Source organism: Rhodopirellula sp. SH410 (genome assembly GCF_055811895.1).
In genome coordinates, this window is the sequence record NZ_CM147949.1 from 4,945,981 (window position 1) to 4,965,609 (window position 19,629).

The 19,629-nt window shown below is 57.9% G+C and carries 18 protein-coding genes and 1 pseudogene; 13 read left to right on the plus strand and 6 right to left on the minus strand.

Going from position 1 to position 19,629, the window contains the following annotated elements; translation table 11 throughout:
• The first annotated feature begins 258 nt into the window (after positions 1 to 258).
• The 4 genes and pseudogenes from deoC to SH410x_RS18040 all read left to right on the plus strand — a co-directional run bounded on the left by deoC (position 259) and on the right by SH410x_RS18040 (position 4,471).
• Positions 259 to 1,008, plus strand: a complete 750-nt coding sequence (gene deoC / locus SH410x_RS18025; RefSeq protein ID WP_473677337.1) for a deoxyribose-phosphate aldolase — start codon at positions 259 to 261, stop codon at positions 1,006 to 1,008.
• Between the two features lie 77 nt (positions 1,009 to 1,085).
• Positions 1,086 to 2,552 (plus strand): cardiolipin synthase, encoded by a 1,467-nt coding sequence (gene cls / locus SH410x_RS18030; RefSeq protein WP_473669550.1) that lies wholly within the window; start codon positions 1,086 to 1,088, stop codon positions 2,550 to 2,552.
• A gap of 426 nt (positions 2,553 to 2,978) precedes the next feature.
• Positions 2,979 to 4,221 (plus strand): annotated as a pseudogene (locus SH410x_RS18035) (DUF1559 family PulG-like putative transporter).
• 46 nt (positions 4,222 to 4,267) lie between these two features.
• Positions 4,268 to 4,471, plus strand: coding sequence for a hypothetical protein (locus SH410x_RS18040; protein WP_473669552.1), 204 nt, complete (start codon positions 4,268 to 4,270; stop codon positions 4,469 to 4,471).
• A gap of 130 nt (positions 4,472 to 4,601) precedes the next feature.
• On the opposite strand, the gene SH410x_RS18045 is transcribed toward SH410x_RS18040, so the two are convergent.
• Together SH410x_RS18045 and SH410x_RS18050 are read right to left on the minus strand one after the other, a co-directional pair.
• Positions 4,602 to 5,492, minus strand: coding sequence for a class I SAM-dependent methyltransferase (locus tag SH410x_RS18045; protein WP_473669554.1), 891 nt, complete (start codon positions 5,490 to 5,492; stop codon positions 4,602 to 4,604).
• Positions 5,489 to 6,058, minus strand: a complete 570-nt coding sequence (locus SH410x_RS18050; RefSeq protein ID WP_473669556.1) for a DinB family protein — start codon at positions 6,056 to 6,058, stop codon at positions 5,489 to 5,491. Before SH410x_RS18050 ends, SH410x_RS18045 begins: the two co-directional genes overlap by 4 nt.
• Positions 6,059 to 6,432: 374 nt before the next feature.
• Between SH410x_RS18050 and SH410x_RS18055 the strand changes: the two genes are divergently transcribed.
• The 8 genes from SH410x_RS18055 to SH410x_RS18090 all read left to right on the plus strand — a co-directional run bounded on the left by SH410x_RS18055 (position 6,433) and on the right by SH410x_RS18090 (position 13,764).
• Positions 6,433 to 6,687, plus strand: coding sequence for an ATP synthase F0 subunit C (locus tag SH410x_RS18055; RefSeq protein ID WP_473669558.1), 255 nt, complete (start codon positions 6,433 to 6,435; stop codon positions 6,685 to 6,687).
• A 101-nt stretch (positions 6,688 to 6,788) separates the two neighbouring features.
• A complete protein-coding gene (locus SH410x_RS18060) occupies positions 6,789 to 7,502 on the plus strand; it encodes a F0F1 ATP synthase subunit B (RefSeq protein WP_473669560.1) in 714 nt (237 codons plus the stop codon).
• A gap of 96 nt (positions 7,503 to 7,598) precedes the next feature.
• Positions 7,599 to 8,219 carry an ATP synthase F1 subunit delta gene (gene atpH / locus SH410x_RS18065; protein WP_473669562.1) on the plus strand — a complete coding sequence of 207 codons (621 nt, stop codon included), beginning with the start codon at positions 7,599 to 7,601 and terminating at the stop codon, positions 8,217 to 8,219.
• 122 nt (positions 8,220 to 8,341) lie between these two features.
• Positions 8,342 to 9,859 (plus strand): F0F1 ATP synthase subunit alpha, encoded by a 1,518-nt coding sequence (gene atpA, locus SH410x_RS18070; RefSeq protein WP_473669564.1) that lies wholly within the window; start codon positions 8,342 to 8,344, stop codon positions 9,857 to 9,859.
• A 6-nt stretch (positions 9,860 to 9,865) separates the two neighbouring features.
• A complete protein-coding gene (atpG, locus tag SH410x_RS18075; RefSeq protein ID WP_473669566.1) occupies positions 9,866 to 10,765 on the plus strand; it encodes an ATP synthase F1 subunit gamma in 900 nt (299 codons plus the stop codon).
• A gap of 163 nt (positions 10,766 to 10,928) precedes the next feature.
• A complete protein-coding gene (atpD, locus tag SH410x_RS18080; RefSeq protein WP_473669568.1) occupies positions 10,929 to 12,377 on the plus strand; it encodes a F0F1 ATP synthase subunit beta in 1,449 nt (482 codons plus the stop codon).
• A 3-nt stretch (positions 12,378 to 12,380) separates the two neighbouring features.
• Complete coding sequence (locus tag SH410x_RS18085; RefSeq protein ID WP_473669570.1) at positions 12,381 to 12,767, plus strand: F0F1 ATP synthase subunit delta/epsilon; 387 nt, start codon at positions 12,381 to 12,383, stop codon at positions 12,765 to 12,767.
• An 85-nt stretch (positions 12,768 to 12,852) separates the two neighbouring features.
• On the plus strand, positions 12,853 to 13,764 hold the full coding sequence (locus SH410x_RS18090) for a cation diffusion facilitator family transporter (protein ID WP_473669572.1): 912 nt from the start codon (positions 12,853 to 12,855) through the stop codon (positions 13,762 to 13,764).
• Between the two features lie 57 nt (positions 13,765 to 13,821).
• Here SH410x_RS18090 and SH410x_RS18095 read toward each other — a convergent pair whose 3' ends face one another.
• The 4 genes from SH410x_RS18095 to SH410x_RS18110 all read right to left on the minus strand — a co-directional run bounded on the left by SH410x_RS18095 (position 13,822) and on the right by SH410x_RS18110 (position 18,049).
• Positions 13,822 to 14,922, minus strand: coding sequence for a hypothetical protein (locus tag SH410x_RS18095; protein WP_473669574.1), 1,101 nt, complete (start codon positions 14,920 to 14,922; stop codon positions 13,822 to 13,824).
• 30 nt (positions 14,923 to 14,952) lie between these two features.
• Complete coding sequence (locus tag SH410x_RS18100) at positions 14,953 to 16,410, minus strand: MFS transporter (RefSeq protein WP_473677338.1); 1,458 nt, start codon at positions 16,408 to 16,410, stop codon at positions 14,953 to 14,955.
• A 195-nt stretch (positions 16,411 to 16,605) separates the two neighbouring features.
• Complete coding sequence (locus SH410x_RS18105) at positions 16,606 to 17,721, minus strand: zinc dependent phospholipase C family protein (protein WP_473669576.1); 1,116 nt, start codon at positions 17,719 to 17,721, stop codon at positions 16,606 to 16,608.
• A 19-nt stretch (positions 17,722 to 17,740) separates the two neighbouring features.
• Positions 17,741 to 18,049 carry a hypothetical protein gene (locus SH410x_RS18110; protein ID WP_473669578.1) on the minus strand — a complete coding sequence of 103 codons (309 nt, stop codon included), beginning with the start codon at positions 18,047 to 18,049 and terminating at the stop codon, positions 17,741 to 17,743.
• Between the two features lie 411 nt (positions 18,050 to 18,460).
• Here SH410x_RS18110 and SH410x_RS18115 point away from each other — a divergent pair, with 411 nt between their 5' ends.
• Complete coding sequence (locus tag SH410x_RS18115; protein WP_473669580.1) at positions 18,461 to 19,588, plus strand: patatin-like phospholipase family protein; 1,128 nt, start codon at positions 18,461 to 18,463, stop codon at positions 19,586 to 19,588.
• Positions 19,589 to 19,629 lie beyond the last annotated feature (41 nt).

Consider the following 19,629-nt stretch of genomic DNA (forward strand, 5'->3'; position numbering starts at 1 on the left):
CCGACGCCTTCCCCCGCATTCGGCTGACCCGGCATTCGGCTGACCCAGCATCGGTGGTACTTCGACGAAATCAACAGCCCGTTCGCCACGGTCCTTGCAATCAACATGCGGCGAAGGCCGGAACAGCCCATGGGGTGATCCAGATTGAATTTCCCCCACCGGCTTACCAACGCGTTGGACTCGAGCACGCCCCCCGCCCCTACGAGCATTCGCACCTCCCATTCCCCTGATCTGCCCACGATGCCTGACCTGCCCCCGATGCCTGACCTGCCCACGACGAGCGCCCCATACATCGAACTTGCCAAGCTGATCGATCACGCCGTGTTGGCACCCAATCTCACGACAACCGAACTGGACGCGGGCATCGAACTCGCTCGCGCCTACGACGTCGCGAGTGTTTGTGTCATGCCCTACTACGTCACCCGATGCGCCGAACGACTGCGTGGCAGCACGGTCAAAACTTCGACGGTCATCGGGTTTCCGCATGGCGTGAACACGACCGAGGTCAAGCGAGCGGAGGCCATGCAGGCGCTCGCCGACGGATGTAGCGAACTGGATATGGTCGTCAATATCAGCTGCGTCGTCAGCGGCCGTTGGGGCTACGTGCTCGACGACATTGCCGCCGTGATCGGCGTTGCCCATGAAGTCGGCCAGAAGGTGAAGGTGATCTTTGAGAACTGTTACCTCAGCGATGAACAGAAGGTGCGACTCTGCCATATCTGCTCGGAACTCCACGCGGATTGGATCAAGACATCCACGGGCTTTGGCAGCGGTGGTGCGACTCACGACGACCTACGCCTAATGCGCCAGAACGCTGCGTCAGGCGTTCAGGTCAAGGCGGCGGGAGGCGTCCGTGATCTCGCCGGACTGCGGGCCGTGCGAGAACTCGGGGTCACCCGCTGTGGTACCAGTCGCACACGCGAGATCCTCGCCCCCCTGCGTCAAGAGCTTGGCCTACCGCCGATCGAAACCACGCCAGCAACCGCGCCGACGCGCGTGGACTACTGAGGTACCGCCGATCGAGTGAGCCCCGCCCTTCCGCTACCTTCCTTTACTTCGCCTGACCACACGCTCAAGGCAATGACATGCTCGAATGGCTACTCCGCCCCGCAACGCTCATCGCGATCGTCCACACCCTGACTGTGCTGGCGGTACTGGTGAGGGTCATCATGGTCCGGCCAGCTACGGGGGTTGCGCTGGCATGGATTCTCGTTGTCGCACTGTTACCGGCAGTGGGGATCACACTGTACCTGTTGATTGGCGAACGCAGGATCGGCAAACGCAGGGCGTCACGGATCGCGAGCCTGACCAAGAGCTTTCGGGAGATCGGCGATGTGGCAATTCGTCAGCGACTGACAGAGGTGCAGTGGAACCGGCATCCGGCCACCGCTCAGGGTCTCGACAAACTGGGGCGATCCACGATCGGCAGCCCCACCGTCTGCGGCAGTCAATTCGAATTGATCTCGGACACGCAGGAGATACTCGCACACATTGCCCGGGACGTGGCCGCCGCTCAGCAAAGTGTCTTGATGGAGTTCTACATTTGGAGTCAGGGCGGATCCGCCGACGATGTCCTCGAGGCCGTGATTGCCGCCGCGCAGCGAGGTGTGCGCTGCCGGATATTGATCGACGCACTCGGTGCACGAGCGTGGTGGAACAGCAGCCAACCGGCACGCCTCCGCGCCGCCGGCGTTGAACTGCATCAAGCTCTACCCGTCGGGATCTTCCGCACGCTCGTCGGGCGCACCGACCTGCGACTGCATCGTAAAATCGTCGTGATCGACGGCGACGTGGCCTGGACGGGCAGCATGAACCTTGTCGATCCTCGATTCTTCAAGCAAGATTCTGGCGTCGGGCAATGGGTCGATGCCATGGTCCGGATCCGCGGCGCGGCCGTCGCTCCCCTGGCCGCGACAATGCTAGGAGACTGGATGGTGGAAACGGGGAAATCGATCCACCACCTGGTCGAGGACTCCGGTGTACGATTGATCGAACCGGACGGCCAAGTCGACATGCAGATCATTCCGTCGGGCCCCGGTGAAACCGCCGATGGCCTGCTGCAGATGCTGCTCGGACTGATCAACGCAGCCCAGCACGAACTGATCATGACGACTCCGTATTTCGTCCCCGATGATTCCTTGCTTCGCGCCGTCCGCGGTGCTGCTGGTCGCGGAGTTCAGGTTTCATTGATCATGCCCGAAAAAGTCGATTCGCTATTAACTCGCTACGCCAGTCGCTCGTACTATGACGAACTGATGGATGCTGGCGTGCAACTCTACCTGTACCGCGATGGCCTACTGCATACCAAGTCGATCATGGTCGATGGCTCGATGTCGATGTTTGGCACGGTCAATTTAGACATGCGGAGCCTGTGGCTGAACTATGAGGTTGCATTGTTTGTATATAACACTGAGTTCGCGACCGAATTGCGAGAACTGCAGCAATCCTACATCAACGATTCGGATCAGTTGCAGCCTGAGAAATGGGAGGCGCGAGCATTCCTACCGCGACTTTTAGAGAACACCTTGCGGCTCGTCAGCCCACTCTTGTAGGCAGCCCTTGTCTTGTAGGCAGCCCTCTCAATCACGCCATCGCGACGGGCTAAAAACGCCCTTGCCATCTTTCGATCCGGCGGCGCACCACCTCTGCACCGGGCGTGAGGTACCACGCGTTGCACCGCCTCACGCGCAGGCAATCTCCCCTCGGGACAACCCGCAACAGGGGCCGATATCCGACCACATCCCAAAGGACGCAGTCGATACCCCCCGCATATTCCGCCGAAACCTCGCAGTCGCCCTCCACGCATGAAACGCTCCTTGCGGGACTTTGCACCTCTCAAAAGTTTGACAGCGAGTAAATTTTCCGCAATACTGCGGTCAGAGGGGGGTGCTGGCCAGCACGGCCAGCAACCGTCTCCGACGCAGACAGGGTTGCTTCTGTCTGTTCGCTTTTCTTTTCTCGCAGTCGAGGGTTCTTAGATGGAATTACAGAGACAGGGCCGCGTCACACGTGGCTTCACCCTAGTCGAACTACTAGTGGTGATTGCAATCATTGGTGTTTTGGTGGGCTTGTTGCTGCCCGCCGTGCAAGCCGCTCGCGAAGCGGCTCGAAGAATGAGCTGCAGCAACAACATGAAACAGCTTGGTTTGGCAATTCACAACTACCACAGCGCGTTCAACAAGTTGCCCGTTAATGGCGGCGGCACCGACAACAAGGCTGGCAGCCAAATCACCAGTAACAGCAACAATGGGAATGGCCGCCGGATCAGCTGGTTGATTCCAATCTTGCCGTACATCGAGCAGCAAGCTCTGTGGCAGCAAATTTCCAATCCGATGGATTACAACGCCGACGGCACGATCGATTTCCCCGCGATGGGACCGCGTGCGTGGGACCGAAACTACACGCCATGGATGACGGACATCGGCGCCTACCGCTGCCCCAGCGACCCGGGCCGGGGACTGCCTGCGATGGGCCGCTCTAACTACGCATTGTAGCTATGGAGATAGCTTGCACTATGGCGATGCGGGACCGCTGGGTGCATCCGGCGGGTTCTATTACGAGGACCAAGGACGCGCCATTCATACCAATGCGTCGCTGCGTGGTTTCTTTGTGTTTCGCTCTGCTGTCAACGGCGTTCAGGGACTCGGCAACGGTCAAAGTCGGCCTGCCATGGAGTTCCGCGATATTACCGATGGACTGAGCAACACTCTGATGCTGGCCGAAATGGCCACGCATGTTGACCCCCGACGCACGACGACCGACGCCGCAGTGGGTCCAGGTTTCGTACAACTCGGAAATGACCCCGGCTGGGCGCAAACCACCGGCGCCAAAGATCCAGAGAGACCTCAATTCTGGAGCGATAGCACGCAGACGATCGTGGAGAACTTGAACTCTGGCTACGGTCGTGGGTTCCGTTGGGCGGATGCTGCCTACATCTACTCCGTGGTCACGACGATCCTGCCACCCAACGGCGAGCTGGTCATGCCGAACCGATCGGATTCCGCCTGGACGGTTGCTCCCCCGAGCAGCAACCACCAAGGTGGCGTTCAAATCGTGATGGGTGACGGTGCGGTCAAGTTCATTACCGATAGCGTGGAGGCGGGTAATCAACATGCCCAGGTGATCTGGAAGAACAATCGTCCCGGTGCCAAATCACCCTATGGGGTTTGGGGGGCCATGGGAACGCGGAGCGGAAAGGAGGTCATTGACCTTCCGTTTTAACTGACTGCCACCGCTTTTTTTCCTATCTAGATGAGACTTGAATACCATGTTGAAGCAATTCGCTACCGTCCCTCGCCTGGTTCACTCGCTGCTATTCCTAGCGTTCTTGACGATCCCCCTCGCGGGATGCGGTTCCTCCGGGAACACGGTTGTCGATCCCGGCGAGGGAACGATGAACGAGCAGGAAATGCAGGACTATAACCAGGAGATGGCAGAGAAGGACGAAAACTACGAGGACCGTTACAAGTAGCGATCCCGCCCCTGCCTCCGGGAAATCGGCAAGATTTTCGGACGGGACTTTTGTCCCGTCCAGGCCACCCCGGAGTGATCTCGAGAACACCCTTCGCTCAGGCCGCGCATGCCTTATCGCCTGCGGGGTCCTAGCCTCTGCGGAGCACGTAGACGACATCTTCGGTCGAGGCATCCACCTTGATCGGTTCTTCGATGTCGTAGCAGAAGTCGTAGGTGGCGACGCATTCCCATTTGCCGCTCGCAGCGATCAAGCGTCGCATTTGAAGCGGCGTGTAACTGCGTAGTCGCAGCACGTCGTTAATGCGAAAGCTGCCACTCGGCGTATGAACGTCGAAGCGAATACCGAATTGCTCCAGCCGCTTTTTCTTGTCTCGATCAATCGTCCACATGTGCGTGTTGATCGCCAGGTGACCTCGACGAGCTGACCAGCTTTCAGTCTCACTCGGCGGAACCGACGTGGGCGTTAGGTGAACACCGAGCAGGTAGATGCCGCCGGGCCGAACAATGTCGGCCATGCACTCTAAATGCCCGCGTGCTGCAGCTTCGCTACCGACGTGGCGAAAGCTATTGATCGTGTTAAATGCGACGCTAACCGGGCCGTGCTTGCTGCGTGACTTCGGAAGAATGCCGGCAAAATCCTTCCGCGAGAAATCGCACATATCCGCTTCAATGGCGCCAATCGGATACGAATGCCGCTGCAAACGCTCGTTGCAGAACCGAACGGCTTTCCCATTCAGATCGAGCCCGCACACGTCCAGACCACGACGCGCAAGTGCATACATCAGCCTTCCCGTCCCGCACGCAGGCTCGAAATACCAGCCCACTTTGCTGCTGCCGAACGCCTGCTCGCACGCCAGAATGAACTTAATCTCGGCAGCGACATCGGCGCCAAACACAAGATCGTAATACTTGGGATGGTCATAGATGGATTCGTCGACCGTTCGAATGCCCGGTTGAGGCGGCTCGTCGATTTGCGGGTCGCTATCGCTCGTCGATCCCATGCTGGAGTCATCGTTCATCGAATCGGCTCCAAGCCCAGTCCGCGGCGCGTCAACCCAATCTGCCCGGCGTGAAGGGTCTCGTGCATCGGGCAGAATAGGATCGCACCGAGCTTGCACGGATACACGGCGTAGGGCATTTCAACACTCTCCAGCAACGTTTCTGGCTGGACCCCCGCGACCTCCTGGAGCGCCTTGCGGTGCACCTCACTGAGTTTTTCCAACAGTTCCGCTGGGCTGGGGTGCCCTGCTGACGATTGCGGTGGTGTGGAACCGCGGCCGAACGCCTTGCGAAAGCGACCGGGTATCAGATCCAGGTCGTCGGGGTGTCGGCCCCGCATCCGAAACATCATCAAGCCGTACTGACTGACAGCGAGATGGCCAACCTGCCACGCGATATTCGTCACGCTCCCTGGTGGAATCTCATACCACCGCTCGCGCGGTGTCGCGTCAAGCAACTGCAGTGTGTATTGTCGGGCGAACTCCAACTGCCCAATCGCCGCCCGCACCATCACAAGAGCATCTTCCATGCTCGGTAGCGGAATCGGATGAGACTCGTCGGCGTCGACCGCTGTATTTGTATTCATAGGCCCTGTTTTAGTGTCCCGGAGGGGTGGTGTCACGTCCTGGCAAACGACGGCAGACTGACGAGCAAATTTGGGGCTGACATTCTAGCGAGATGGGAACCCTTTCGCGGCCCTCAGCTGTGACATATTGTCGCAGCGGCGTCAAAACCACCAAGAAAAGCGACTTCTTGGCAAATTAGACGTCTTAGCCCCATCGACGATGTCCACCGTTTCTCTCTATGCTTGGCCCCCTCATGAATCTCGGGCGGGGCTTCCACCTTACGCTGATCGAATCATCCTTCGTGTTTTTCGACGGCAGCGGAATGTTTACCGATCGATTACCTGACTACAGACCCCTGTTTTACCCGCTCAAAAATTTACGGAGCTCTTAGAAGATGTTGGAAATGGCAATGATTTTGGCCCAGTCTGTCGGAAATGACTTTGGACGCATGGGTCTTGGTATTGGTATTGGCTTGATCATCGTGGGTGCCGGTATCGGCATCGGTCGCATTGGTGGCAGTGCGGTTGACGCGATGTCCCGCCAGCCCGAAGCGGGCGGCCGAATTCAAACCGCGATGATTATCGCCGCGGCACTGATCGAAGGTGTGACTGTGATTGCACTTGTGTTTATCCTGCTCTGCCGATCCTAGTCCGGGCGATGCCCCACGACTTGGAACTCATGGTGCCGTGGTCGGCTGCGGTCGCCCCGGTTCGTTACTCCCGTCTTGAATGTTTGTCACTGAGCTGATCGATGAAACGCTTTCTCGCCCTTTGTCTGATGACCTGCTTGAGCCTCCCGGCGCTGTCGGGTTCGGCACTATTGACAGTAGGTCTCGCGGGCACCGCGATGGTTGCTGTGCCTTCGCTCGCCCATGCCGACGTGATGGAGAATGGTGAGGCTGAGACCGAACTATTCACCGAAGACGGCGAGGCGCATGCTGAGGCGGACTCTCACGACGAACGTGCGAAGACCCCAATCCTGTCCTTCGACTTCGGGTCGGCGTTCTGGAACTTGGTCGTCTTCGTCTGCGTTCTATCCGTTTTATCGGTCTTTGTGTGGCCCAGTGTCCTTGGTGGATTGCAGTCTCGCGAAGATAAAATTCGCGAGGACCTGGAATTAGCTGAGAAAGCAAACGCGGAAGCGCAAGCGATTCTCGCGGGCTACCAGTCCAAACTCGATGAGGCAGCCACACAAACCCATGCCATGCTCGCCGAGGCCCGACGTGATGCCGAAGCGACTGGCCAGCGGATTGTCGATCAAGCCAAAGCCGAAGCAGTGGCTCAGCGTGAGCGTGCAGTCGCTGACATCGAAAACGCCAAGAAAGTCGCAATGGCTGACATTGCCTCGCGAACTTCCGACATGGCGATGCAAGTGGCGAGAGGAGTCGTTGGTCGGGAATTGACCGCGGCTGATCACGCTGATCTGATCGCTCAGGCGATGCAGAGATTACCCAGCAATAATTAGACGATCCAGTACCAATGTCAGGCCGGTTCTGGGAGCACTCCTAGATTCGGGTCGACGTCCAATACTTTTCGCAGCCTTTCCTCTGAGACTTTTGAAGTGTCCGAATCTGTTTCTCAATCCACTACGCACGATGTCGGTGCCGAACAACTCGGTAAGACTTATGCCCGGGCGTTATTGAGTGCGACACAGGCGGAGGGCTCGACCGAACAGGTCATCAGCGAGCTCAACGCGTTGTGTGATGACGGGCTGGCTCACAGCGAGAAGTTGCAAGCTGCGTTTGCTTCACCGCGAATTGATGCCAACGAGAAATGTCGCGTGCTCGACCGCTTGCTCGCCGACGCCCATCCGACGCTGCTGAAGTTCCTCAAGGTGATGGCCGGCCGGCATCGGCTCGCGTACATCGGTGCGGCTCGCGATGCGTTGACCAAGTTGCACGACGAGGCAACCGGTCGCTTGCTCGCGGAAGTTCGCACAGCCGTTCCGCTGACTGACCAATTGCGTGAAGACGTTAACCGTCAACTGAATCAATATTTCAGTAAAACGGTTCGGCTGCACGAAGTTGTTGATCCCGACATCATCGGCGGACTTGTGATCAGAGTGGGGGATACCGTGTTCGATTCGTCGGTAGCCAGTCGATTGGACAAGATCGGTGATGCCGCCGCCGCTGGATTTGCTCGCCGTCTGATCGACCAGTCCAGTCAGTTCGTCGATAGCTGATCGTCGGCGGGTTCCAAAATATCGCTGCACCTCGGCCCGATGGGTTCGGTTTCAGCAAATTGTGTCCATCTAGAAAAACATCCCTCAACGTCTTTATCATTGAAAAATAACGGTACGGTCCAGTGAAATTCAACAGCGACGAAATCGCATCGGTCTTGCAAGCCGAGATCGAACAGTTTGACAGTAAGGTCGACGTCCGCGAAGTCGGCACGGTCCTGGAAGTCGGTGACGGGATCGCCCGCGTGTACGGACTCTCGGGAGTCATGGCAGGCGAAATGGTCGAATTCCCAAACGGTTCGATCGGACTCGCGTTTAACCTCGAAGAGAATAGCGTCGGGGTGATCATCCTCGGTGACTACTTGACGATCGAGGAAGGCCATGAGGTCAAAGCACTCGGCACACTGCTGTCCGTTCCCGCCGGAGACGCGGTAATCGGCCGCGTTCTCGATCCGCTGGGCAACCCACTCGATGGCAAAGGGCCCGTGCAGTCGGACATCACCCGTCCCGTGGAAATCATCGCGACAGGTGTGGCCGACCGAAAACCGGTCACGCAGCCGCTGCAAACGGGCATTAAGGCGATCGACGCCATGACCCCGATCGGTCGCGGACAACGCGAGCTGATTATCGGTGACCGTAAAACGGGCAAGACCGCGATCGCAATCGACGCCATCCTGAACCAAAAGGGTCAGGGCGTGAAATGCTTCTACGTCGCGATCGGTCAAAAGGATTCAGCCGTTGCCAGTGTCGTTGACGTGCTCGAACGCTACGGAGCGATGGAGTACACCACGGTCATCGCCGCCGGAGCGTCCGCCCCCGCACCACTGCAGTACATCGCACCCTACGCCGGGACCGCGATGGCAGAACACTTCATGTTCAACGGTGGCCACGCCCTCGTCGTCTATGACGATTTGTCAAAACAAGCGACTGCGTATCGCCAAATGAGTTTGCTGATGCGTCGCCCACCGGGCCGCGAAGCATACCCCGGCGACGTGTTCTATTGCCACAGTCGTCTGCTCGAACGCTCTTCAAAACTATGCGACGAACTCGGTGGTGGCTCGATCACGAGTCTGCCGATTATCGAAACCCTGGAAGGTGAAGTTTCCGCGTACATTCCCACCAACGTGATTTCGATCACCGATGGTCAGATTTACGTGCAGCCTGACTTGTTCTTCTCCGGCGTTCGCCCAGCGATGAACCCCGGGATCAGTGTGTCTCGCGTCGGCGGTGCAGCACAGACCAAGGCGATGAAGAAGGTCTCCGGTGGGCTGCGTCTGCAACTCGCAGCGTTCCGGGCTCTCGAAGCATTCGCTCAGTTGGGGACGGATCTCGACCCTGCCACACAGAAAGAACTCGACCGCGGCTACCGAATGGTCGAGTTGCTCAAGCAACCCCAGTATCAACCACTGTCGGTCGCCGAGCAAGTAATCAGCATCTATGCAGGCACGAATGGACTGCTCGACGATGTGCCGGTTAAAGAGGTCCAACGGTTTGAAAAAGAGTTGCTCGAGTTTGTTCACAACAAGCACGAGTCGCTGATTACCGATATGACTCAGAAGCCTGAACTGACGGACGATATCGTCAAACGAATTGTCACGGCAGTGAAGGAATTTAAAACGATCTACCAAGTCGGCGAAAGGTAATCGGCCATGGCCAACGCACGTGCTCTCGACAAGCGACGTAAATCGATTCGCAATATCCGCAAGATCACGCGGACCATGGAATTGATTGCCACAGCTCGCTACAAGAAGGCGATGGATCGGGCAGCGGCTGCGACCGCGTACACCGATCAAATCACCAAGATCGTCAAACGCCTCGCTGATGCGGGTACTGACGTACAGCATCCGCTGCTCGAACAACGCGACCAAATCAACGCGTCACGAGTGTTGGTGCTCGCCAGTAACCGTGGTTTGTGCGGCGGATACAACGCTTCGATCTTGCGAACGGCCATGCCCCACATCCGTTCCCTCGGTGAGGAAATTGGACAGGTTACGGTGGACGCATCAGGCAAGCGTGGTGTGAACGGACTGAAATTTCGTGGCATTGATACCGACAAGCGGTTCCTGCAGTTTGAAGATCAGCCAGCATACGACGAAGTTGAAAAGATCGCTGAGGACTACTTGGCACAGTACATCACTGGAAAAATCGACCGGCTCGATGTGATTTACACGAAGTTCATCAGCACATCGAAACAGGTTGCGATGATCGAAACGCTGCTACCGCTCGGTTCGCTCGCGAGCGACGCGCCGAGCGACGCATCGGATTCGGGAGCATCCGCAGGAACCAACTCGCAGTACGAATTCCTACCTTCGGCTGAGAGTATTCTCGAAGAAGTTGTGCCCACGAGCTTTAAAGTCAAGCTGTTCAAATGCTTCCTGGATTCCGCGGTGTCCGAGCAAGTCGCTCGAATGATTGCGATGAAGGGAGCCACCGAGAGTGCGGGTGACATGATCAAGCAACTCTCAAGGACCTACAACCGTGCACGTCAAAGTCAAATCACGGGCGAAATCATGGAAATCATCGGCGGCGTCGAAGCTCTCGAAGGCTAACGCCGGGTGGCTATGGGCTTCGAGCTTCTAGCTTTTTTGAACTCCGACTTCAGTCCGATTGAACCAAACACTTAGCGCTCCTTCGGGAGCCGAAACATTCCTTATTTTCCGAGCTAGAAGCTAGCGGCTAATAGCTAATAGCTAATTACGAAGAGTTTTTCCCATGTCCAGTGCAACTGAAACCCAAGCTGTCGGTCGTGTCTCTCAGATCATCGGATCGACGTTCGATGCCGAGTTCCCCGAGGGTCAATTACCGAAAATCTACAACGCCTTGACGATTCGTAGCGAACACAAGGGCGTCACGATTGATCTCGTTGGCGAAGTCCAGCAGCACCTCGGTGGCAGCCGCGTGCGAGCGATCGCCCTGGGTAGCACCGAAGGCATGATGCGGGGAATGGACGTGGTCGATACCGGCAAACCGGTAACGGTGCCCGTCGGTCAAAAGACGCTCGGACGCGTGTTCAACGTACTCGGCGAACCGATCGACAAACGCGGCCCCGTCGAAGCCGACGATTTCTGGCCCATTCACCGTCAAGCTCCACCGCTCAACGAGCTGTCGACGAACACCGAACTGTTCGAGACAGGCATCAAGGTCATCGACTTGCTGACGCCGTTCGTTCGCGGTGGGAAAGCAGGGTTGTTCGGCGGTGCGGGACTTGGCAAGACAGTGATTCTGACCGAGTTGATCGCTCGGATCGCTAGCAGCCACGGTGGTTACTCGGTGTTCGCCGGAGTCGGCGAACGAACCCGCGAAGGCACCGACCTGTGGTTGGAAATGCAGGACACCGACATCGGCTCGACCGGCCGCAAGGTGATCGAGCAAACCTGCATGGTGTTCGGACAGATGAATGAGCCACCAGGCTCGCGGCTCCGTGTCGCTCTCTCCGCCCTGACCATGGCTGAGTATTTCCGCGACACGACGGGCAAGGACACACTGTTGTTCGTCGATAATATTTTCCGGTTCTCGCAAGCGGGTTCGGAAGTGTCGGCACTCCTCGGCCGGATGCCTTCGGCAGTGGGTTATCAGCCAACGTTGGCAACGGAAATGGGTGCTCTCCAAGAACGCATCACATCGACCAAGCAGGGTGCCATCACGTCCGTGCAAGCCGTTTACGTTCCTGCGGACGATCCAACGGACCCTGCCCCCGCAACGGCATTCGGCCAGCTCGACGCGTTCATTTACCTCGAACGCTCGATTTCGGAAAAGGGAATTTATCCCGCAATCGATCCGTTGGCATCGAACTCGCGGATCCTTGACCCGCAATACGTCGGCGACCGTCACTACACGATCGCCCGCCGCGTCCAAACGATCTTGCAGCGCTATCGCGAACTGCAAGACATCATCGCAATTCTCGGTGTTGATGAACTCAGCGAAGAAGACAAGACAATCGTTCACCGAGCACGTCGGATCGAACGATTCCTGTCCCAGCCCTTCTTGGTTGCCGAAGTCTTCATCGGCAAGCCAGGGGAGATCACATCGCTGGCCGATACCATTCGCAGCTTCGAAGAAATCTGCGACGGCAAGTGGGATCACCTTCCCGAGCAAGCCTTCATGTATGTTGGTGCGATCGAGCAAGCCGAAGCGCAAGCCAAGAAGATGGAGTCGAAATAAACGATGACTATTCGATGTGTCGTGGTCACGCCCGAACGAACGGAACTGGACCGGGAAGCCGAGTTTGTCGCTTTGCCTATGCATGACGGTGAACTCGGCGTACAGACCGGCCGTGCTCCCATGATCGGGCGACTTGGCTATGGTGTGCTGCGATTGCAGACCAGTGAGGGGATGAAACGATTTTTCGTCGACGGCGGTTTTGCTCAAGTCGAAGGGGACGTCGTCAGTGTGTTGACCGCGCGAGCGATCGCAGTGGATTCGCTCAGTGCGGAAGAGGCTGGCAAGACCCTCAGCGATGCGTTGGAATTGCCCAGTGAAACGCCCGCGTTGGCGAAGATTAAAGACACCGCTGTCCACCGCGCCCGTGGCCAATTGCGGGCGGCCCGGTAAACGGACGTCCGTCGAGACCCAAGACAGCACATAGCCCTGGGACATCCGTCCGGGGCTAGAAACCATAGACTGCGAATTTGAAACGTTGAATGATCGGAATTGCGTTTCGAGCCTGTACCGCGAGGTCAGCCAGGCTGCGCTTTTGGGCTTGGTCATCAACCTGCTGCTGGGCGTGGTGAAGCTTGTCGGTGGCATCGCGGGCAGTTCATTTGCCCTCGTTGCTGACGCAGTCAATTCCATTGGCGATGTTGTGACCACTCTCGCCGTGCTGTTCGCCTTGCGTGTTGCGCAGCGTCCAGCAGATGCCGAGCATCCCTACGGTCACTCGCGAGCCGAGGGCATCGCCGCGTCGAACGTGGCACTCCTGATCATCGTCTCGGCCCTGTTGGTCGGCTGGGAGGCATTGCATCACTTCGGGACCCCACACACCGTCCCTCCTGCGTGGACGCTGTGGATTGCCGGCGCGAATGTGATCATCATGGAGAGCCTGTATCGATACAAAGTGCGTGTGGGCAAGCGAACCGGCTCGGCATCAATCATCGCAAACGCCTGGGATCATCGCAGTGATGCGTTATGCGCTCTGGCTGTGCTAGTCGGCCTGGCCGCGGTTCGCATCGGTGGCCCTCGCTTCATGTGGGCAGACGAAGCCGCCTCGCTGGTCGTCGTGATGGCGATCATCTGGACCGGGGTCCAACTGTTTCGAGCCAGCGCCAGTGAATTGATGGACGTGCAGGCTGACTCCGAATTCGTGGATCGGATCCGTGATGCGGCAGTCTCCGTCGACGGTGTCGAAGATGTCGAGACCCTGTGGGTGCGGAAGTCGGGACTCGAATATTTCGCCGATATTCACATCGAAGTCGACCAGGACATGACCGTCGCGGACGGGCATCGCATCGGCCACCGCGTCAAGGACCACTTGCTCGCGGAGTTCATCAGCCTGCGAGACGTCCTTGTCCACTTAGAACCCTATCCGGGAGAGTCCAATACTCCGGGCTGACACTCGTTCTCTGTTTTTTGCATTTTCATTCCACGCGAAGCAACGCAGCTATTGGAATCAAGATGCGTTGCACCAGTCAAGCAACTTCTGCCAGTCATCGCTCGCCGAGAGGATGTCCTTTGGAATGGCAATCATGCTGACTTCGCCGGTGAACCAGATCACGTTTTGATCGGGGATCGGCTGGATGAGAAAACACGAAAGGGGGCACCGTGACGCGTTGCCCTCAGATTCAATCAATAGCTCACCCTTGCTGACCCATCCGGACTGGGTGATCGTCTGCAACCTCACGCCTTGACGAATCAGTCGCCACGTTGCAAAGACGGCCCACGAATAGAGGATCGTTGCGATGAGCGTCGTCAGCATGAAGCCATTCAGACGACCGGGCTCGGAAGCACATGCACCGATCAAAATGATGATCGCGATAGCCAGTTGAACCGTCAGCGACCATGCTTGTTTACGGTTGGCAGGCGTGTCCGTGGGCACTTGCAAACTCACTTGGCCGGAAAAGCCGACGGCATCGGCCGGCGGCATGCCGAGTTTGGTAGTGCAGAGGATTGGATGCTCCGCAGGGGGCATCGACGCGGCTTGGCGTCGCCACTGTTGTACCCATGACTTCAGTCGCTGTGCATCAAAGTCATCGAAGAGTCGCATAGAAAGTGCGAGGTAGTGATAGGGGTCCTGGGCCAGTTGAACGCGAATGCCGGACGTCAATACGCATGACTGTCGCATCGCGCTGGCGGCAAACCAGTGTCTCCGTAACCCATCGTCGAGCAGCATTCCCTCATCACTGATGCTGCCCTGGACCGTCCCCAACAAATCAGGACGCCGCCGCAGAATTCTCCCCGACCGCTTACCTGCGAGCAATTGGTAGATGCCGATCGGCATCCCCAGCAGCACCGCCCCACTGGCGAGAAACACCGGGAGTGTCCAGGCATTGCCGTTGAACTCGCGCAACGCCGCTGCAATGGCCGCCAGAGCGCAGATCACACACACTGGGGTAACGAACACGAGGAGCACGCGGACAAAATTGCGGTGCGGAATCATCGCTGCGAAGTCCTGCGGGGTGATCACTCCACCAAACGCAATCTCATCGGCTGCGCCCCGATCGCCATTGGCCACCATTTCGGTGCCCGAGCGACTCGGCTGATAGGGATTCACGGGCAACGCCATTGGCGTCGAACCGATCGCCTAGGCATCTGATTCCGTTGTCGAAGTCGTTTTCGTACGATCCCAAAAGGCGACTGCGAAGAGGACAAAGATGACAGACGCCATGATCGCCGGCGACAACCAAAAATTTCGCCACTGAGCCATGGTTTCCGCCAAGATTGCCGGGTCGAGAGATTCCGGCAAATGGCGTGAGAACATCTGCGTGAAGGATTCTAAAAATGACACCGGCTCTGGTTTTCCCCGAGCCGCACTGAGCGTCTCAACATACAGTGGCGCCGCGGTGACTTGATCGCCGTACGTTCCGAAGGTGAGATTGAGCGGGATGAATCCAAATAGATTCCCACCTGCCATGATCCGATACCCAAAAAACATGCCCACTCCCTGGGTCAGGAAGACAAGCAAACCCTGGGCTTGGCCGCGGATCTCTTTGGACGCCTTGGCATCGGTGTACATGAATCCGGTGACGAAGAAAAAGTCGTAACAGAGCCCATGAAGTGCCACGGCGAGCAGTAACATCCAGGTCGTTTGATCGGTAGCGCCGTACGCGAATAACAGATAACGGGCCACCCAGCACGCCATTCCGATCAAGATCATCTTCTTGACGCCCAAGCGGCGGAAGAAAAACGGGATCAGCAACATGAAGAAGATCTCGGACATCTGGCCAAGCGTCATCGTGGCCCCGGGTTCAATGAACCCCGTCTGATTGAGATACGTCGCCGTCATGCCGTAGTAATAGGCCAGCGGAATGCAGATCAGTGTCGAGCACACCGCAAAGACAAAGAAATTCCAGTTGCCGAGCAATTTGAACGCGTCCACCATCAACAGGCTCCGCAGGTTCATCGCTTGGCCCCGTAGCGGTGGCGGAGTATTTGGCAAAAAGAAGCACAGCACCCCGAGCGTCAATGAACTGGCGGCCCCTAACCAGAAAATATTGTAGGAGGCCGACCAGCCGAGGATGCCGAGTGTCAGTCCCGCGGCGATCCAGCCGATTGTGCCCCACACACGGATTTTGGGAAATTGATCCTGGCTGGGAATGTGCGTGAATGCGATTGTATTGCCCAGACCAAGCGTCGGCATGTAACACAGCAGGTGCGCTAGAATCAACCATACCAACGCCTTGCCCGACGTGTTCTCAGCTGACTGCATCTCCAAAAACGCCTGGGCTTCGAAACTGCCGTCGGCACGCATCTTCGCAGCGGACTCGGCCGCGAACGTCGACGCCGATTCAGCGAGTCCCGGGATGAACAACATGATCACCCCCCCTAACAGCATCAACGCTCCCATCACCTTTTCAGAGGCGAAGAACCGGTCGGCGACCAAACCGAGGAACAAGGGCGCGAAAATGGCGGCGATCGGCGCGGCCTCGTAGGCGCCGCCAATGAAAGCACCGAGCAGATGCGTGTCCATCGCGGCACTGAGGGTCGCAAACCACGACCCCCACGCGAAAAACTGCAGGAACATCATTGCGGATAGCAGCATCACAATCGTTGACGGTGAAAGCGAGCTCAGGGGAGCTGTGGTCTCATTGCCATTCGATGAAGTGGCCGAATCATTCGGAGCGTTGGGCATGGATCGATCGCGTGGAGGGAAGGAGGGAGCAGGTCACCAATCCAAAAGCGACCGGGCCGCTATTGTAGCAAGTCGATCCGATGCGCTGGTTGTCGTGCCGATCGTCTAAGCCGCCTTTTTTCCTAATGGAAACTCGATGGCTCCTGTCGCAACGCTGCGGCCGATTGGGGTGCCTCGATCGGTCCCTTGAGTGGTCTCTTGAGCGATTCCGTCATCCACTTGCAGGAATTCGAGGATTCGAATGTCCGACGTGGATTGCCGCTCGGCACGCAATCGATTGTATTGACGCTCTCGGGTGTAGATTTGGCAGACCTTTTCGATCACCCGTTGCTCACTCGCTAGATTTCGCACCACGTGTCCGGTCGCGGCGAACTCGTCGATGATGGAGAGCACTTTTTTTCGTTCGAGACGGTGTTCGATGCGCCGCACCAAACACTGCATCGGCATGCGCAGTCCAGCGGAGAACGTGGCGAGTTTGATCCCCGGACGAGGCAGCTCCTGATCACGGGCTCGTTCGGCATCTTCGGCGGCACGTTCCAAAACACGCGCCCAACCGGTAATGCAAAGGCCGATGAGTTGCGACAAACAGTCTCGCGAGACTTCATCCAAGCCCGCCGCTGGGTTCGACCGAGCGGCCTTCAGGTTGTAGTGTGCCAATAGCGTGCGGTAGTTATCGTGAGCCACACCCGCGGCAGTCAAAATGGCCTCCCCCAGCCATCCGGGGCTGTTCGATAGCTGAAACACGGTGCGATCACAGTCCTCCTGCCACTGCGTCAGCAGTGATGCGTAGGACTTCGTCACGCTCCATTCCATCGGCCGGTGCAACACCCGCTCGACGGGCGACTGCACGGTATGCAGCGGTTGGATGGGGTCCGTGAAATAATGGCTGAGCACGCCGGCTGCGTGTGCGGCGTCACTCCAGCGATCCGTCCGCAGGTAGCGCTGCAGTCGCTCATACCATTGATGGGCAACTCGCGGAGCCCCGCCCCAATAGCCATCATCGACGTGGATCACGTGATTATGAAAGTCGCGAAACCGGAGATCCGGATCCTTCGCGCCCGCCAGATAGCGGCGATGATGGCGCAACAGATGGCCAACCAAGCGCTCACCCGCAGGCGTGCGGACGAGCGGAATTGCGTCGATGGCGAATCGATGATGCGTGCTGCGGCAATGCGCGGCGCGGAGGATCGAAAGCATCCGATTTGTTGGCCCATATAACATCACTTAGCACTCCTTCGCGTCATGCCGCACGACGCTGCTCCAGGTGCGCCGCCTGGTACGTCACTCCGTAGGCGGCCGCTTGGCGAGCCAGGCGTTCGCGAAGTGATCGTCCGATCTGGCCGCTGTCGAGCAAATCGTAGTGACGAACACGCTGCGTGAAAGATTCACGGCACAGGGGTCGGAATTCACAGTGTCCTGCCGGTGGGGCGTCCGCGCCGTAGAGCGATTGCAGCCGAAAGGCATGATCTTTTTCAGCAATCGCATAGTACAGGTCGTAGATCTCGTCGACGGTGAACGACGAAACGTCCATGAGAGGTCCAATGGCCACGGGAGCATCCTTGCTTGTAGCGGGTTGCGGGAGAGGGAAGAGTCTTGGCGTTGGCTCCAAACAGCCGACCCACGACTCGATTGGGCATCCGGTACAGCCGAGTATCTCAAACCGGCCGGAGCGGCGGCAAGAGGGAAAATGCCGGCGCTGCTCGCGGGTTCGCGGGATTTGCGATCCAATCGACTTGCCTTGTGATGGCCCGTTCGATTTGTTAACGATGGCCGCGAGCGGCTCGCTCACAGCTAAGCACCTGTGGCCCAGTAATCGAGCGAAAACGTCGTTGAACCGACTGCCCAGCGGGCTGCGAAATCAACGATGCCAGCGTGGGGCGATCGCCCCCGCGGTGAAACGAAAACTCTTCCGCCGGGGTGCTTACCGGACACCAAACTACCCACCAGCCCTGTAGACAACATGAAGATCGCTCTCGCATTCTCGGGCGGTGGAGTTCGCGCAACGGTGTTCCATCTGGGCGTGCTGGCTCGACTTGCGCGGCAAGACTTGCTGGGGAATGTCAAAATCATCTCCAGTGTTTCGGGCGGCAGTTTGGCCGCGGGGCTGGTATTTGCCTCGGCGGGTTACCGCTGGCCGGGCAGCTCGGAATACCTGCATGATGTGGTGCCGCGGGTGCTCTCGCTGCTGACGACTCGGAATCTGCAGTGGTCGTTTGCCCTGCAGTCTCTGCTCCTGCCGTGGCGGCTCGCCTCGGGGCGAGCGTCCGTTTTAGGAGACGCGATTGAACGTCAGTGGGGCATTCAAGGCTCCTTAGCCGATCTGCCGGAAGCCCCGAACTGGATCATCAATGCCACGTGTTACCAAACCGGCAAGAATTGGCGATTCCAACGCGACCTGATGGGCGATTACCAAACCAAATACATTACCCAACCGGATTTTCGCTTGTCCCACGCCCTGGCCGCTTCCGCGGCCGTTCCAGGTTTGATCGGACCACTGGTCGTTCGCTCGAGACGATATCAATGGAGTGAATATCGCGACAACGAGTGGCAATCGATTGCACCGAAGTACAAACGTCTGCATCTTTGGGACGGAGGGGTGTACGACAACCTGGGTGTCGAATCACTATTCAAACCGGGCGAGGGACTTCGCGAGGGGACCGATTTCTTAATCGTTTGCGATGCCTCACGGCCGCTGTCCAGTGATCTGCGGCAATCGCGTTGGAGCCCCGCCTATCTACGAGCTTCGCTGCGACTGGTGGACGTTGCGACCGATCAAGTTCGAAGTTTGCGGACGCGTATGCTGATTCAGCATTTCAAACAGAATCCGGGAAGTGGAGCCTATCTCCGTTTGGGACTCGCGACCAAAAAAGTCTACGCTCGCAATCAGCTCGACGGCAAACCAGCCCTCACCGACGATGAAGTCAAGCGAGTTGCCCTGATTGAAACGACGTTGCGGCGGTTGACCCACAGCGAATTCAGCATGCTGTTTCGCCACGGCTACGAAGTCGCCGATGCAACCCTATCGACCTACGGCAGCGAAGTCATCAAATCGGTTCCTCACAGACGTGTCCTGTTCAAGGCAGCTTGAACAGACACTTCGAAATCAAATCCCGTTGAAGTCCTCGTTCT